Raw genomic sequence first — 14,864 nt, forward strand, 5'->3', positions numbered from 1 at the left:
TTTAAGGGATCCGTCCGCAATGGACGGGTCCCTTTTTGCATTTGCAGCCGAGGTACGCAATGCTGCCAGGGCTGTCCACAGGCTATTGGGTTGTCAGTGCATGAAAAATGCCGACATCCCGCCTCGGGGAGGAGGCGGGAACACACCGAGTAGACGGAGGGGTGTGGAGCGCGGTCGAGTCTCGACTGACGACGTTGCCCATCGACAGGACCATTGTAGCGCATGGCGGTTCTTGGTTTATCGTGTCGAGCGTTTGCGTTGTGCCATTGCCTGCGGCAACGGTGTGTTACACTCTTGCACTGCTGAGTGGGCCAGACGGTCGCGCGATGTGCTGCTTGCAGCACGCGTGAGGAAAGTCCGGGCTCCAGAGGGCGGGATGCCGGCTAACGGCCGGGCGGAGTGATCCGACGGAAAGCGCCGCAGAAAAGAAGACTCCCACCTGCGCCGCAAGGCGTAAAGGGAAAAGCTGAAACGGTGGTGTAAGAGACCACCAGCGTCGTGGCAACACGACGGCTTGGCAAGCCCCATCCGGAGCAAGCGCGAATAGGAACGCTATGGGCCGGCCCGGTCCGCGTTCGGGTAGCGTGCGTGGAGCTGCATGGTAACGTGCAGACAAGATAAATGACCGTTCACGACAGAACCCGGCTTACAGGCCCACTTGGCAACTATGTTGACGCTGCGAACCCGTCAGCGCGGCAATCTGCCTTACAAGCCTTCGGGCATGACCATAAGGTCAATGCCCTCGTCTTTCAAGGCACCTTGCTCGCGCTGACGGGTTCTCGCCTTCGACGGCGTCAGCTGGCCGATTTGGCGCTCATTCGTCGGTCGCCGCCATAAGGCGTGCTCCCTCCTCTTTCGGGCCAAATCGACTCAGCTGACGCCGTCTCGCTGTCTTTGCCTGGTCATTGACGTTGCCGTTCTATTTACTGGGGCTAACGGTACGGGCTTTGCCTTATTATTGAGGCTGTTTGTTGCTTTGCTTGTGTTTGAGGGGCTTTGTTGGACAGCTATTTTACTCTGCAATCGAATATTGAGGCTTCGGGCGAGTTTGTGGACCGCAAGAGCCGGTTTATTGCCCAGCTGGTCCATATTGAGTCCGAGGATGAGGCGAATGCCTTTATCGAGATGGTTCGCAAGCGTCATTACGACGCTCGACACAATGTTCCCGCGTGGATTTTAGTCGATGGACGCGAGCGCCAGAGCGATGATGGTGAGCCGAGCCGCACGAGCGGTATGCCGACGCTCGAGGTGTTGCGCGGCGCAGAGCTCAAAAATGTTTGCTGCGTGGTGACGCGCTATTTTGGTGGCACGCTGTTGGGACCTGGTGGCTTGGTGCGCGCCTATACTGCGGCGACGCAGGCGGCGGTGGCAGCTGCTCGGGAGGCCGGGCAGATTGTCGAGATGACGAGTGTCGTGCCTGTTGACGTGCATGTGGCCTATCCGCAGTATGAGCAGGTGCTTCGTTTGGCGCAGGATTCGGGTGCCAAGGTTTCGGATACCGATTACGCGGATACCGTGACGATTCATTTGGTGTTCAAAGCGGGGGAGCAGGAGCCGTTTTGCGCTAAGATGCGCGAGCTTATGGCGGGGCGTGAGGAGATTGAGGTCGGCGCTCCCGAATTTGCAGAGTTCTAACGGCGACGGCTGGCGCGCTTTGGATATATCCCAAGCGCGCCAGCCGTCGTTTTATGTTGCTGCCGTTTACTCGGCGAGCTGCTTTAGCACATCGCAGGCGATCTCGACGGCATCGTCGATGCAGCCGGGGCAGCTGCGGAGCGGACCTTTATCCGATCCGATGCCCTTGAGCGTGCCGCAGACGGTCGTCGTGTTCTTCTCGCCAAATCGCTTGGCAATCTCGCGCGACAGCTTGTAGGTCTGGCCTTTGGTCTTGGGGTTCTCCATGCCGTCGCTCATTACAAAGCCCATGATGGCAACAGCGCCCGAAATGGCGCCGCAGGTCTCGGTCATGCCACCCATGCCGGCGCCAAAGCCCTCGGCGAGGGTAAAGGCGGTCTGGGGGTCGAGCCCGACGGCAGGTGCGAGCGTGCAGGCAACGGCCTGGGCGCAGTTAAAGCCACGGGCGTGGTATTCGGCAGCTTGAGCCTGACAGGCGGTGATGTCGAGCTGGGCCGTATCGATTTGCTTCATCGTTGTCTCCTTGGTTACGGTGTACCCGCCTATGGTACCCGTGACGGGGTATGTAATCATCGAGAGCTTCATGGATGCCTCATTTTTATCTATCGAGCAAATGCCCAAGGCTTGAGATAAATACCCCTGATCAATAAGTCCCATAACCTACCTTGGGGATGGGTTGAGAGGGGTGCAGGGTAGCGGTATCGTGAACCGAATAAAACTAAAACCCAGGCAAGGGAGCTAGATATGAGCGAGCAGACCATCGGTACCACATGTGTTCAGGGCGGCTATCACCCGGGAGATGCCGAGCCGCGCCAGGTGCCCATCTACCAGTCCACCACGTGGAAATACGACACGTCCGAGCACATGGGCAAGCTGTTTGACCTGGAGGAGTCGGGCTACTTCTACAGCCGTCTGCAGAACCCCACGTGCGATCTGGTTGCCGCCAAGATCTGCGAGATGGAGGGCGGCACCGCTGCGATGCTCACGAGCTCGGGCATGGCTGCGAACTTCCTCGCGATCTTTAACGTTGCCGGTGCCGGCGATCACGTGGTCGCAAGCTCTGCCATTTACGGCGGTACGTATAACCTGCTCGCCCACACCATGGGCCGCATGGGGCTGACCTGCACGTTCGTCGCCCCCGACTGCACCGATGAGGAGCTGGAGGCTGCCTTTCAGCCCAACACAAAGCTCGTCTTTGGCGAGACGATCGCAAACCCCGCCCTTGCCGTGCTCGATATTGAGCGCTTTGCCAAGGCCGCACATGACCACGGCGTGCCGCTGATGGTCGACAACACCTTCCCGACACCCGTAATGTGCCGTCCCTTTGAGTGGGGTGCCGACATCGTCACGCACTCCACCACCAAGTACATGGATGGACATGCTGCCTACCTGGGTGGCGTAATCGTCGATCACGGCCAGTTTGACTGGATGGCCCATGCGGACAAGTTCCCGGGTCTCACCACGCCCGACGAGAGCTACCACGGCGTGACCTATGCCGAGAAGTTCGGTCGCGAGGGTGCCTTCATTACCAAGGCCACCGCGCAGCTCATGCGCGACCTTGGCCCCATGCAGAACCCGCAGGCGGCGTTCTTCCTGAACAGCTCGCTCGAGAGCCTTCATGTGCGCATGCCGCGTCATTGTGAGAACGGCCTGGCCGTTGCCAAGTTCCTGCAGAGCCATCCCAAGGTGCGCTTCGTGAGCTATCCGGGCCTGGAGGGCGATAAGTACTATGACCTGGCTCAGAAGTACATGCCCAACGGTACCTGCGGCGTTGTGAGCTTTGGCTTTAACGGTGGTCGCGCGGCGGCCGAGACCTTTATGAAGAGCCTCAAGCTCGCCCAGATTGCCACGCACGTGGCCGACGCCCGCACTTGCTGCCTGCATCCCGCTAATGCCACGCATCGTCAGATGAACGATGAGGAGCTCATCGCTTGCGGCATCTCCGCCGACATGGTGCGCCTGTCGTGCGGCCTCGAGGACACGGCAGATCTGATTGTCGACCTTGAGCAGGCGCTTGAGCAGTGCTAGGCTAGCGTTCGCATAAGGCGCCGATGCTGGCAGAAAGCTTCGGTGACCTTTCGTTCCGATTCCGTAGGCGGGACCCCAATCGCGGCTGTTTGCAGGCGATCGGGGCCCCGTTTTTTTGCGTTGCGCCACTCGAAAGGATGGATATGGAGAAAACCGCAGAGCAGCTGCGCCGCGAGCACATTGCTCTAGAGGGCGACACCCATGGCAAGAACAAATGGGCGATTCTGTTTACCGTGCTCATCATGACGTTTATGGTGTGTCTGGATTCGACTGTCGTGACCGTGGCGCTGCCCGTGATGCAAAAGGAGCTGGGCGTGGGCCTCGATCGCATTCAACTGGTGAGCTCGGTGTACCTGCTTGCGACATGCGTGGCTATGTTGCCGTTTGGCCGTCTGGGCGACGTGCGCGGCAAGGTGAATGTGTTCCAGCTGGGCGTCATCGTCTTTTCGGTCGGTTCGCTGCTGTGCGGCCTTTCGGCCTCGCTCGAGGTTCTTATCCTGGCACGCATTGTTCAGGGCGTCGGTTGCGCGGCGGCCATGGCTAACAACATGGGTATCATCACCGAGTCGTTTCCGGCGCGCGAACGAGGCCGTGCCATGGGTATTCTCGCGACCTTTGTGGCCCTCGGCATGATGTGTGGCCCCGTGCTCGGCGGCATGCTGGTGGCAAGCTTTCCCTGGGAGAGCATCTTCCTCATCAACCTGCCCATTGGCGTGATCTCGTTTATCGTGGGACTCTACACGCTGCCGCATGTTAGGCCAGAGGCCGGCGAACGTCCCATGCCCCTTGCCGAGGCCGCTCGTCGCTGCTTTGCAAATTCGGCCTTCACCATCAACCTTGCCTGCATGTTCATCGTGTTCGTTGCTATTGGCGCATCCGAGTTTATTCTGCCGTTCTATTTTCAGGACGCCCACGGCCTTGGTTCTGATATCTCTGGACTACTCTTTTTGGCGCTGCCGATGGTGAATGCCTTTATCGGCCCGCTTTCGGGCACGGTTTCGGACCGTGTTGGCTGCGAGGGCCCCACGGCGGTCGGCCTGGGCGTGTACGTGTGCGGTCTCTTTGCGGTAAGCACGCTCGACGAGCACTCTGCTATCCCTGTGATCGTGTGCTGCGTCGCATTTATGTCGTGCGGTACGTCGATTTTCCAGAGCCCCAATAACTCGCTGTACATGGGCTCGGCTCCGCGCGAGGCGCTCGGTTTTGCAGGTAGCTTGGGCAGTTTGGCGCGCTATGCCGGCATGGCACTCGGTATTACGGTGGCGTCGAATATCCTATATGGGCAGATGGGCGTGGCGATGGGCGAGGCCGTGACCAGTTTTGTTGCAGGTCGTCCGGATGTGTTCCTGTTTGGTTTCCGTTCGGTGTTCTACGTGCTCATGGCTGTGGCCGCCGTGGGCTTTGCGCTTGCCATGGTGCGTTTGGTGAGGATACGCGCCCGCCATTAGCTTGTGGGGGCAGGCTTGCCATGAATCGGGCCTATCTACCGGTCTTGCGGCTTTGTGGTGCGATGCGGCTTGTGGGGCGGGCGGGGGTCGGTCCGTGGTAGACTATCGAACAACGTTTATTAATCGCGCGGCATCGTTGCCGCGAGAAGGGGTTGCGCCATGCAGGAGCTTGAGGATCGTATTCGCCATGACGGCATCGTAAAGGCCGGTAACGTCCTTAAGGTTGATGCATTCCTCAACCACCAGTGCGACGTTGAGCTGTTCGACCACATGGGCGCCGAGTGGGCCCGTCTGTTCGAGGGTGTCGAGATCAACAAGATCCTGACGATCGAGGCTTCGGGTATTGGTATGGCCTGCATCGCAGCCCAGCATTTTGGCGGCGTGCCGGTGGTCTTTGCCAAGAAGGCCCAGTCCATCAATCTCGACGGTGAGCAGTATGCCACGACCATCTACTCCTTTACCAAGCAGAAGGAGTACCCGGTTATCGTTGGCAAGCGCTTCCTGTCCGAGGGCGACAAAGTCCTGATTATCGACGACTTCCTGGCTAACGGCTGCGCGCTCGAGGGTCTTATCAAGATCTGCGAGGCTGCGGGCGCCGAGGTTGCTGGCATTGGCATCGCCGTCGAGAAGGGCTTCCAGGGCGGCGGCGATAAGCTCCGCAAGCGCGGTTTCCGCGTCGAGAGCCTGGCTCGTATCGCCGAAATGGACTGCGAGAACGGCGAGATCACCTTCGCCTAAGTGCGCAACACAAGCGATTGGTATGCGATGTGACAAAGGGACTGTCCCTTTGTCACATTTTTTGTATGAGGGGAGGTGTCGATATGGATGAGAACAAGATGGGATGGCGCGAGTATGCGCGCTATGCCGAGATGTCGGCCGAGGAGTTGGCACGCGATTGCGAGGTGCAGGTGTTTCGCGCGACGGGTCCAGGCGGTCAGGGTGTGAACACGACGGACTCGGCGGTGCGCATGAAGCATGGGCCCACGGGAATTGTCGTGACGGCGCGCGAGAGCCGTAGTCAGTTTCAGAATCGCAGCTGCTGTCTGCGTAAGCTGAGGGCAGATCTTGAGCGTCGCGGGCGTCCACCGCGCCGACGCGTCAAGACCAAAGTGCCACAGCGATCGCGCCAGCGCAGGCTCAACGACAAACACTTCAACGCCATTAAAAAGGCCAACCGTCGCAAACCGGGCAGCGACGAATAGCCTCCTCATAAGTTGCGGTGAAATAGGGACTGTTTTGCGGCTTTAGATGCATAAACAGTCCCTATTTCACCGCAACTTAGGGCAGCTAGCGGGTGGGGTGCCAGACGTGGAGGGCGCCGGCGAGGATGTCGACCTCGATGCGCGAGGCGACAACGGGCTCGCCGTCGGCCTGGATGGGGTAGTCGGGCTCCTCAAAGGTGAGCTCGACATGGCGGCAGCGGCGCATGCGAACCGGCGGCAACTTGGTATGGTGGCCATCTTTGGCCGAAAGAAACATAGGCAGGGCAACCGCACGCGGAACGGGGCCGCAGGCGTAGCAGACGTTGAGTATGCCGTCGCAGGGGTCGGCATCGGGGCAGATGCGATAGCCCGAGCCATAGGTAGGACCCAGCTGAATTGCCATGATGATCGCCCGCACGCGCTCGGCGGGCGCGCCATCAAAGCTGATGGTCATGGGGTAGTTGCGATAGCGCAGGCCAAACTGCTCAAGTCCCGATAGGGTGTAGAGCGGAGCGCCGGCGAGGCCCGTCTTTTTGCGCAGCTCGGTGGTGCCCAGGCCGATGGCGGCATCGATGCCGACCGAGAGCGTCTGGTCGTAGTACTCAACGGTAGCCTCGCCGCTGCCGCTCGCAGGGCTCCACGAGCGAATGCGCCCGATGTCCTGACGCTGCAGCTCGCAGGTGAGCAGCGCGCCAAAATCCTTACCGGAGAAATCGTCGATGCCGAGCGTTTGGGCAAAATCGTTGCCAGAGCCCACGGGTAGGATGGCAAGAGCGGGGCGGGTGTCCTCCTCTTGCGTCATAAGCCCGTTGACGACCTCGTGAATCACGCCGTCGCCGCCAAGGGCGATAACGGTGCGATAGCCCTGGGCCTGTGCGGCCAGCTCCTTGGCGTGTCCCATGCGCTCGGTTAGCACCAAGTCAAACTGGGATGCGCGTGCAGTCATGTCCAAAAAGCGTTGCAGACGCTCGGCAACTTCGTGCGCCGCACCCGACTGGGCGGCTGGGTTGGCGATGATGAGCGTGCGGCCAAAATCAGTTGCGTGCATGGGGCGACTCCCGGCGTATGACGTGACGGTGCGGTCGCGCTCAGGTCGAATTGCCCCCGATTGTGGCTGCACGTCGAATACTTACGTCTACTCTATCAGGTCGTTGTGGCGCTCGATAGCATCCGCTACCGTACCACCCTCATCCACAATAAGCGAACGGCGCTTGGGCGAGATGATGCGCTGGGCGGGGTACACGCCGCGGTGTCCGGCAGTTAGGTAGCTGATAAAGGCCACGATGACAAAGAACCCGGCTGCCGTGCCGTGGAACAGGTCGATGGCCATCATGCAGGTGGTGATGGGCACGTTGAGGCCGGCGCAGAACACGCCGAGCATGCCGAGAGCCGCCAGAAAACTGGGGTCGATTCCGACGAGGCAACCGATCCAGCCGCCGAGCGCCGCACCGATACCAAACAGGGGCGTGACCTCGCCGCCTTGAAAGCCGGCGCCCAGGGTGAGCGCTGTGACGACCAACTTGATGGCTGCGTCCGCCAGGGTGGTGTTGCCGGCAAATCCAGCGCCGGAAAGCCACGTGGAAAGGCCGGCGTAGTCCCAGGCGTCGAGGAGGGCATAGGCGGCCAAAACCACGAGTGCGCCTATGAGTGCGCGAACAAGATAATTGGTGATAGAGCGACCGTACAGGCTCTTGACGGTTCGAACCGACCAGGCAAAGAGGCGTGCCGTCAGACCGAAGATGATGGCGCTGATAACAACGATGACGACCGTCTTGGGCGTCATGGCGGGAACGCTGGCGATGACATTCGCCTCGTACTCGGTACCCAGGGCGAGTGATGTAAAGTAGCCGGTAAACGAGGCGACCAGGCAGTAAATGCCCGCGGTGTAGTCGATTTTGCCGATGAAGCACATCTCCATGCCAAAGAAAGCTCCGGCAAGGGGCGAACCGAATACGGCACCAAAGGCCGACGAGATGCCGGCGAGCATGAGGTCGTGGTGGTCATGCTTTTTGAGGTGGGCGAGGCTCGAGATGTTGCTGGCGATGGTGCCGCCGATCTGCACCGCGGCCCCCTCGCGACCGGCCGATCCGCCCGTTAGGTGCGTGAGCGTGGAGCACACAAACGTGAGGACGGCCATGCGCATATGGATGAGGCGTGTGCCCAGAGCGGAGTCGATGACCAGGTTGTTGCCACGCTTTGCGGCGAGACCGTGGTTCTTGTAGACCCATGCGGTGGCCATGCCCACAACGGGAAGCAGCGCGTAAATCCATGCATGGTGCTCGCGATAGTCGGTCGCGATATTCAGCGAGGCCAAAAACGCCCAAGCGGCAACGCCCATGGCGAGCGAGACGATGACGACGAGCACGAGCAACTTGGAGCTCGCGAGTAGGTTGCGGGCGTTGCGGCGCGTGTCGGCAGCCAAGAGATGCTCGGAGCGGGTGAGCTGTTGCCTGCCTGCCATGATGACGTCGTTCAGGGAGAAAAGGCCGCCGTCGTCGAGCGGCTGGGAATGATCCTGCGCCTCGTTTGCGCTTTCGGGTTTGTCGGTAAAAGCCATACGTTCCTCTTTTGGGTTGCAACACGAGCATTATAGAACGTGGCAAACGAGACAAACCGGCAGGTTGGTTTCGGTTCTGTTTCGCCGTCCGTTACCGACAGGTGTATTCGTGGGCATGGGCCGTGCCGCCGTCGTGCGGCGGGGGATTATACTGAGATAAACATAAAGAATCGGCGCCCGTGATGTGCGCCGTGGCATTAAGAGGTGCATATGGCAGAGAAACTCATTCCGCTGGAGGATGCGCAGTCGATTGTTTTGTCGCACGTTGCTCCGACGGATCTCATCGAGATTCCCGTGTGGCAGGCCGCCGGTCTTCCCTTGGCAGAGGACGCGGTGGCCGATATCGACATCTCGCCGTTTGCCAACAGCGCCATGGACGGGTATGCCGTGCGCTCGGCGGACTTGGCGCAGACGTCTGGCGAGGCGCCGGTGACGCTCGACGTTATCGGACACGAGGCAGCGGGTCATGTCTTTGAGGGCGCGGTCGGCGTGGGCGAGACGGTCCGCATCATGACGGGCGCGCCGGTACCCGAAGGAGCCGATGCCGTGGTGAAATACGAGATCGTCGACGTGCTCGATGGCGACGGCAACGAGGGCTCGCACGTGAGCTTCTCAGCGCCTGCCAAGGTAGGGGAGAACGTTCGCTCTGCTGCCGAGGAGGCCCATGCCGGCGATGTTGTGATGCGCGCCGGCGAGGTCGTGGCTCCGGCCGGCGCCGGCTTGCTGGCAAGCGCCGGATACGCGAGCGTGAAGGTGCACGCTGCCCCACGTGTGGGCATCATCTCGCTGGGCACGGAACTGGTCGCACCGAGTAAGGTGCCGGCGCGCGGTCAGATCCGCGATTCCAACTCCTCGGCGTTGATGGCCGAGGCACTCGATGCAGGAGCCGAGCCCGTGTTCTACGGCATCGCGCCCGATGATGAGCAGGTGATTGCCGAGCTGGTACATCGTGCCGTGCAGGAGTGCGATTTTGTCATTACGAGCGGTGGCGCCTCGGCGGGCGATTACGACTATGTGACGGCGCTGGTCCAGCGCGAGGGCGAGGTGCTCTTCGATCGCATCTCGATGCGTCCGGGTAAGGCCATCACGTTTGGTTTTCTCGGGGGTAAGCCCTACCTGGGGCTTTCGGGCAATCCCGCGGCGGCGTATGTGGGCTTTGAGATGCTCGCCCGCCCGGCGATCCGCAAGATGCGCGGCTTTGCCGAGGGTACGCGTCCCGTGCAGCAGGCGATATTGACGCACGGCGTGAAGAAGCGCCAAGACCGACGCTTCTTCGATCGCGCCACGGTTTTGCGCGACCCTGAGACCGGTGAGCTGTTGGTGACCGAGGCCAAGACGCAGAATTCGGCGCTGCTCGGCACGATGCAGCGGGCCAACTGCCTGCTGCGTATTGACGAAGGGCCGTGCGAGCTCAAGGCGGGAGATGTCGTGGACGTTGTGCGCGTCGACCTGCCTGAGGGAACGGTGCTATAGGAGGAGCGCTATGGAGTTGAAGATTTCGATCGTGACGTGCTCGGATACGCGCGACCTTGCCCAGGACGAGGCGGGCGCCGCACTCGAGGAGCTTATCGAGGCGCAGGGATGGACGGTCGCCTCACATGTGGTCGTGCGCGACGACGTCAGCGAGATCGGTGATGCCATTGCGGAAGCCGCCGATGAGTGCCACGCCAATGTCGTGCTCACCTGCGGCGGCACGGGTCTTTCGATGCGCGACGTGACACCCGAGGCGACGCGTGCCGTCTGTGACCGCGATGTGCCGGGTATTGCCGAGGCGATTCGCGCGTACTCGATGACCAAGACGCGCCGCGCCATGCTCTCGCGCGCCGTGTGCATGCAACGAGGTCATACACTTGTCGTAAACTTTCCCGGTTCTACGAAGGCCGCCCGCGAAAGCTGGGACGCCATAGCGGACCAGCTGGAGCATGCGGCTCAGATGACAGCGGGCGGCGGACATACCAACTAAGCGGTTTACCTGCGGCGGGGCGACCTGAACGGCTGCTCCGCCTTTGTTTTCCGCCGAAGTGACGCCAAGGTGTATGGCAACTCGAAACTATATTCTCTGACGAGAATAATTTCTCACTATCTTTATTCTCGTAGAAGTATAATCTGATTGCAGATTAAAGTCCGCGGTGGGGTACCCGGGCACAAGGTCCGAAAGGGTTGAATATGTTCGATATGGTTTCACGCCGCGGTTTTGTCTCGCTTTCTGCTGCCGCTGCCGCCGGCTTTGGCCTTGCTGGCTGCTCGGGCAATAAGACGTCCGAGCCGGCCGGATCCGATGCCAGTTCTGCTAAGGCGTCTTCCAAAAAAGCTGTCGAGCTGCAGGTCTTTGCTGCCAACTCGCTCGAGAAGGCTCTGCCCGAGGTCCAGAAGCTCTACACCGACCAGACCGGCACCACCTTTGCCGACACGCAGTTTAAAGCGTCCGGCGACCTCGTCGAACAGATGCGTGCCGGTGCCGCCGTCGACGTGCTCATCACGGCCTCCAAGGGCACCATGGACGACGCCGAGGCCGCCGAGCTCGTCGACGCCGACACGCGTGAGGACATGTTCGTCAACGACCTCGTGATCATTCGCGCCGAGGGCTCCGAAACCAAGGTCGTGGCCATCGCCGACGTCGCGAATCTGGACGGCAAAATCGCCATCGGCGATGCCAAGACCGTCCCCGCCGGCAAGTACGCCAACCAGGCCCTGGCCTCCGTGGGCCTCTACACCGGCACCGAGGGCGACGACGGCGAGTATGCTCCCGAGATCGCCGACAAGGTCGCGCTGGCCGACAAAGTTGGTACCGCCGCCGCCTATGTGTCCACAGGCGACTGTGTAGCTGGTTTTGTCTACAGCTCCGATATCTTCCGCTACGACGGCATCGAGGAGGCCTTCGTGTGCCCCGAGGATTCGCACAAGCCCATCGTGTATCCGGGCGCCGTTGCCGAGAGCTCCGAGCACGCCGACGAGGCCAAGGCGTTTATTGACTTTTGCCTGTCCAACAAGAAAGCCCAGAAGATTTGGGCCAAGTACGGCTTTGAGCTTTCCGCGTAGTGCGGCTTGGCGCGATAATTCCATCGTTTTGTGTTTCACTCCTTCCTTGTATTCTCTTGGAGCTTTTCGTGCTTTATAGATTCCGCATGCTTGTCGCCTGTGCTTTGACCTTCGCGCTTTGCTGGGTGCCGGGATTTGCGTTTGCTGAGGACGGGGCCCAGGTTGCTGCGACCGCTCATGGGCTTTCCTATGGGATCGAGGGTTTTGAGCGGTTGGCCAAGGGGACCGCTCGTGCCATGGAGGGCCAGCCTGAGGGCTACCGGTTTCCCGTTGACGAGGACGTGGACCTTGTAGTGGCGCCTGCTGCCGATCGCGTTGTAGTGTGGATATCGCCCAAGGCGGTCGAAAAGTATGGATTGGATCCGCAGGATAACGAGTGCGTATCGGGTCTCAAAGCCCTCGTCTGTGAGCTCGACAGCGCAAACTGCATGGGAGGTGCGCAGCTAGGGGACGTGGATCTTCCTTGGTATGTCACGGCGGAAACAACGTTTGATGCCGGCGGGTATACCTATGGCTTTGACGAGCGCGGTGCGGATGGGGACCGCTATGTGGTGATTGCATCAGCCTCGGGTGATGCCAAGGGCGGCGCGCGTTGGCTTGATAGCGCTCAAATGGTAGAAGCATCGTCTGTCGTGTTGCAGGATGAGCAGGGGCCCTTGACCTCTCTGGCTTCCTTTTTGGGCGACATCGACTATCGCCCGTTTTGGGTGTCCATAAAAACGAGCGGCCTTGCCCTGCTGATCTCCTTTGCGCTGGGCCTGTTTGCCGCATGGAAGACCATGGGTACGACGAGCCGCATCAAGGGTCTGCTCGATTCGGTCTTTACGATTCCTATGGTGCTGCCGCCCACGGTCTGCGGCTTTCTGCTCCTCATGCTGTTTGGTCGATCGACCGGGGTGGGGCAGTGGCTGATCGCGCACGGTATCTCGATTGTCTTTACGTGGCCGGCGGCGGTGATCTCTGCCGTGGTGGTGTCGTTTCCCCTGGTCTACCGTACGGCGCTCGGTGCCTTTGAGAGCCTCGGCACGCAGATGCTCGATGCGGCGCGCACGCTTGGCTGGTCCGAGCGTCGCATCTTTACCAAGCTTATGATGCCGCTTGGCTGGCCCTCGATTGCCGCCGGCACGGTGCTCGCCTTCGCGCGTGCCATGGGCGAGTTTGGCTGCACCCTGTTCTTTGCGGGCAACTACGCCGGCGTTACCCAGACCATCCCCATCGCCATCTACTTTGAGTGGATGGGCGGCAACACGTCGGTGGCACTCTTTTGGGTCATCGTCGTAATCGTGTTCAGTTTCTTAGTCATCCTGTTCATCAACATGTACACCGCGCATTCGCAAAAGTATCGCGAGCGTGGTCTCTCCCGTGCGAAGCGCAAACAGGCCGAAGATCTCGCCGGACAGGGCGATTCGCTCGACCCGGCGGGCGGCGATGCCTTGCGTATCGATCGCGAGGCGCTGGCCGAGCTCATGCGCGATGACACGGCCGCAAAGGGAGGTCGATAAGCCATGTCGCTCGTTCTGGATATAAAAAAGCACTACCCCGGGTTTATGCTCGACATACAGCTTGAGGCCGGCGAGGAGCGTGTGGCGCTGCTCGGTGCCTCAGGTTGCGGCAAGAGCTGCACGCTGCGTTGCATTGCCGGCGTGGAGGCGCCCGACGAGGGCAAGATCGTCGTCAACGGCGTGACCTTTTTTGACTCGGCGGCAGGTATTAACCTGTCGCCCCAGGAGCGAAAATGCGCTCTGCTGTTCCAAAACTATCAGCTGTTTCCCAACATGACGGTGGCCGATAACGTATGCGCCGGTGTAAAGGATGCGGGCGACGCCGCGGCGCGTAAAAAACTTGCCGAGCGCTACCTGGGCATCTTTGGCTTGGCCGATTTCGCCGATCGTTATCCCGCGCGCCTCTCGGGTGGCCAGCAGCAGCGTGTGGCGCTTGCCCGCATGGTGGCGGCGCATCCGGGCATCTTTATGTTCGACGAGCCCATGAGCGCGCTCGATTCCTATCTTAAGAGTGCGCTCGAACAGAACATGCTCGACCTGTTCGATGTATGCAACCGCACCGTGCTCTACGTGAGCCACGACATCGACGAAGCGTGCCGCCTGTGCCAGCGTATCTGCGTGATGCACGACGGGCATGTTGAGGAAATCGGCTCCATCGAGGACGTGGTCCGCCGTCCGCAGACGCTGGCGGCGCTGCGCCTAACGGGCTGCAAGAATACAAGCCGCGCGCGCAAGATTGGGCCCCAGGAGGTCGAGGCCCTCGACTGGGGCATGACCTTTAACGTGGGTCGCGAGGTTCCCGGTAATGTAGCGTACCTGGGCATTCGCGCAAGCTACTTCCATGTTGACAATCGCGCGGAGCGGGGTCGCAACAGTTACGACCTGCACGTGGCGCGCGTGAGCGATTCGCGTTTTGAGCGCCTGGTGCTGCTAGACGTGCCGCGCGCCGACGCGCCGACGCGCCTGCAGTGGAAGGTCAACAAAGTGGGCATGCCTGTCGACGAGCTGCCGCAAGCAGGCGAGACGTTGCGCATGCATTTTGATGCCAGCAGGATCCATTTGGTTTGTCGATAGCGCCGGGTAATGCCATCGGGGGATATAAGCCTCGGCGGCTTTGTTTTTGCCGTTCGTCAAATGAGAGATGACAAACTCTTATCAATCGAAATACTTATTTATTAAACGACGGTACACGACGCTGTCGTACGAATGTCAACGGTGTTCGCATGTTCGATGACCGTTGATATAGTTGACCTCAACTGGTTAAGGAGGGTGCGCACATGCCGCAGACGACATACATTTGCCGCGTTGCCGCGCGTGCCCTATATATGGCCCGGAGTCGCATATGAGCAGGTATGTTCACGGCTCCGGGAGAGACGACGCACAACTAAATAATCGACCGCAAAGCAGGTTCCCTAAAATTCCGGGTTTGAGCACGGTCGGGCAATCGCCGTCC

The 14,864-nt window shown here is 60.5% G+C and carries 12 protein-coding genes, 1 other RNA gene and 1 pseudogene; 11 read left to right on the forward strand and 3 right to left on the reverse strand.

Features of this window, described 5'->3' with window-relative positions; translation table 11 throughout:
- Positions 1 to 303 precede the first annotated feature (303 nt).
- Together rnpB and AAAX77_RS03900 are read left to right on the forward strand one after the other, a co-directional pair.
- An RNA gene (gene rnpB, locus AAAX77_RS03895) (RNase P RNA component class A) lies at positions 304 to 665 on the forward strand.
- A gap of 331 nt (positions 666 to 996) precedes the next feature.
- Positions 997 to 1,635 carry a YigZ family protein gene (locus tag AAAX77_RS03900; protein ID WP_349104858.1) on the forward strand — a complete coding sequence of 213 codons (639 nt, stop codon included), beginning with the start codon at positions 997 to 999 and terminating at the stop codon, positions 1,633 to 1,635.
- 66 nt (positions 1,636 to 1,701) lie between these two features.
- On the opposite strand, the gene AAAX77_RS03905 is transcribed toward AAAX77_RS03900, so the two are convergent.
- Positions 1,702 to 2,148, reverse strand: a complete 447-nt coding sequence (locus tag AAAX77_RS03905) for a C-GCAxxG-C-C family protein (protein WP_349104859.1) — start codon at positions 2,146 to 2,148, stop codon at positions 1,702 to 1,704.
- A 231-nt stretch (positions 2,149 to 2,379) separates the two neighbouring features.
- On the opposite strand from AAAX77_RS03905, the gene AAAX77_RS03910 reads away from it, so the two are divergent.
- The 4 genes and pseudogenes from AAAX77_RS03910 to AAAX77_RS03925 all read left to right on the forward strand — a co-directional run.
- Positions 2,380 to 3,663, forward strand: coding sequence for an O-acetylhomoserine aminocarboxypropyltransferase/cysteine synthase family protein (locus AAAX77_RS03910; RefSeq protein ID WP_349104860.1), 1,284 nt, complete (start codon positions 2,380 to 2,382; stop codon positions 3,661 to 3,663).
- 143 nt (positions 3,664 to 3,806) lie between these two features.
- Entirely contained in the window at positions 3,807 to 5,111 is a 1,305-nt protein-coding gene (locus AAAX77_RS03915) for an MFS transporter (protein ID WP_349104861.1), read from the forward strand.
- A gap of 159 nt (positions 5,112 to 5,270) precedes the next feature.
- Complete coding sequence (locus AAAX77_RS03920) at positions 5,271 to 5,849, forward strand: xanthine phosphoribosyltransferase (protein ID WP_152067730.1); 579 nt, start codon at positions 5,271 to 5,273, stop codon at positions 5,847 to 5,849.
- A gap of 164 nt (positions 5,850 to 6,013) precedes the next feature.
- Positions 6,014 to 6,313: pseudogene (locus tag AAAX77_RS03925) on the forward strand (peptide chain release factor-like protein); the annotation flags it as partial.
- An 85-nt stretch (positions 6,314 to 6,398) separates the two neighbouring features.
- Here the strand turns inward: AAAX77_RS03925 and AAAX77_RS03930 are convergent.
- Complete coding sequence (locus AAAX77_RS03930) at positions 6,399 to 7,361, reverse strand: diacylglycerol kinase family protein (protein ID WP_349104863.1); 963 nt, start codon at positions 7,359 to 7,361, stop codon at positions 6,399 to 6,401.
- Between the two features lie 87 nt (positions 7,362 to 7,448).
- A complete protein-coding gene (locus AAAX77_RS03935; protein ID WP_349104864.1) occupies positions 7,449 to 8,870 on the reverse strand; it encodes a chloride channel protein in 1,422 nt (473 codons plus the stop codon).
- A gap of 210 nt (positions 8,871 to 9,080) precedes the next feature.
- Here AAAX77_RS03935 and glp point away from each other — a divergent pair, with 210 nt between their 5' ends.
- From glp to AAAX77_RS03960, 5 genes are all read left to right on the forward strand, one after another.
- Positions 9,081 to 10,343: a gephyrin-like molybdotransferase Glp gene (glp, locus tag AAAX77_RS03940; protein ID WP_349104865.1), complete on the forward strand. Its 1,263-nt coding sequence runs from the start codon at positions 9,081 to 9,083 to the stop codon at positions 10,341 to 10,343.
- 10 nt (positions 10,344 to 10,353) lie between these two features.
- Positions 10,354 to 10,833 carry a MogA/MoaB family molybdenum cofactor biosynthesis protein gene (locus tag AAAX77_RS03945; RefSeq protein WP_349104867.1) on the forward strand — a complete coding sequence of 160 codons (480 nt, stop codon included), beginning with the start codon at positions 10,354 to 10,356 and terminating at the stop codon, positions 10,831 to 10,833.
- A 203-nt stretch (positions 10,834 to 11,036) separates the two neighbouring features.
- Entirely contained in the window at positions 11,037 to 11,909 is an 873-nt protein-coding gene (gene modA, locus AAAX77_RS03950; RefSeq protein WP_349104868.1) for a molybdate ABC transporter substrate-binding protein, read from the forward strand.
- Positions 11,910 to 11,977: 68 nt separating this feature from the next.
- On the forward strand, positions 11,978 to 13,411 hold the full coding sequence (modB, locus tag AAAX77_RS03955; RefSeq protein WP_349104869.1) for a molybdate ABC transporter permease subunit: 1,434 nt from the start codon (positions 11,978 to 11,980) through the stop codon (positions 13,409 to 13,411).
- A 3-nt stretch (positions 13,412 to 13,414) separates the two neighbouring features.
- On the forward strand, positions 13,415 to 14,485 hold the full coding sequence (locus AAAX77_RS03960; RefSeq protein ID WP_349104871.1) for an ATP-binding cassette domain-containing protein: 1,071 nt from the start codon (positions 13,415 to 13,417) through the stop codon (positions 14,483 to 14,485).
- The last annotated feature ends 379 nt before the right edge of the window (positions 14,486 to 14,864 follow it).

It is taken from the genome of Collinsella sp. CLA-ER-H6 (assembly GCF_040092305.1).
Lineage (GTDB): Bacteria > Actinomycetota > Coriobacteriia > Coriobacteriales > Coriobacteriaceae > Collinsella.

What these genes read in the sequence shown, in the direction of transcription:
- AAAX77_RS03930 (WP_349104863.1), bottom strand. Translation starts at nt 7,361, where the DNA reads ATGCACGCAACTGATTTTGGCCGCACGCTCATCATCGCCAACCCAGCC.
- AAAX77_RS03945 (WP_349104867.1), top strand. Translation starts at nt 10,354, where the DNA reads ATGGAGTTGAAGATTTCGATCGTGACGTGCTCGGATACGCGCGACCTT.
- modA (WP_349104868.1), top strand. Translation starts at nt 11,037, where the DNA reads ATGTTCGATATGGTTTCACGCCGCGGTTTTGTCTCGCTTTCTGCTGCC.
- AAAX77_RS03915 (WP_349104861.1), top strand. Translation starts at nt 3,807, where the DNA reads ATGGAGAAAACCGCAGAGCAGCTGCGCCGCGAGCACATTGCTCTAGAG.
- glp (WP_349104865.1), top strand. Translation starts at nt 9,081, where the DNA reads ATGGCAGAGAAACTCATTCCGCTGGAGGATGCGCAGTCGATTGTTTTG.
- AAAX77_RS03910 (WP_349104860.1), top strand. Translation starts at nt 2,380, where the DNA reads ATGAGCGAGCAGACCATCGGTACCACATGTGTTCAGGGCGGCTATCAC.
- AAAX77_RS03960 (WP_349104871.1), top strand. Translation starts at nt 13,415, where the DNA reads ATGTCGCTCGTTCTGGATATAAAAAAGCACTACCCCGGGTTTATGCTC.
- AAAX77_RS03935 (WP_349104864.1), bottom strand. Translation starts at nt 8,870, where the DNA reads ATGGCTTTTACCGACAAACCCGAAAGCGCAAACGAGGCGCAGGATCAT.
- AAAX77_RS03905 (WP_349104859.1), bottom strand. Translation starts at nt 2,148, where the DNA reads ATGAAGCAAATCGATACGGCCCAGCTCGACATCACCGCCTGTCAGGCT.
- AAAX77_RS03920 (WP_152067730.1), top strand. Translation starts at nt 5,271, where the DNA reads ATGCAGGAGCTTGAGGATCGTATTCGCCATGACGGCATCGTAAAGGCC.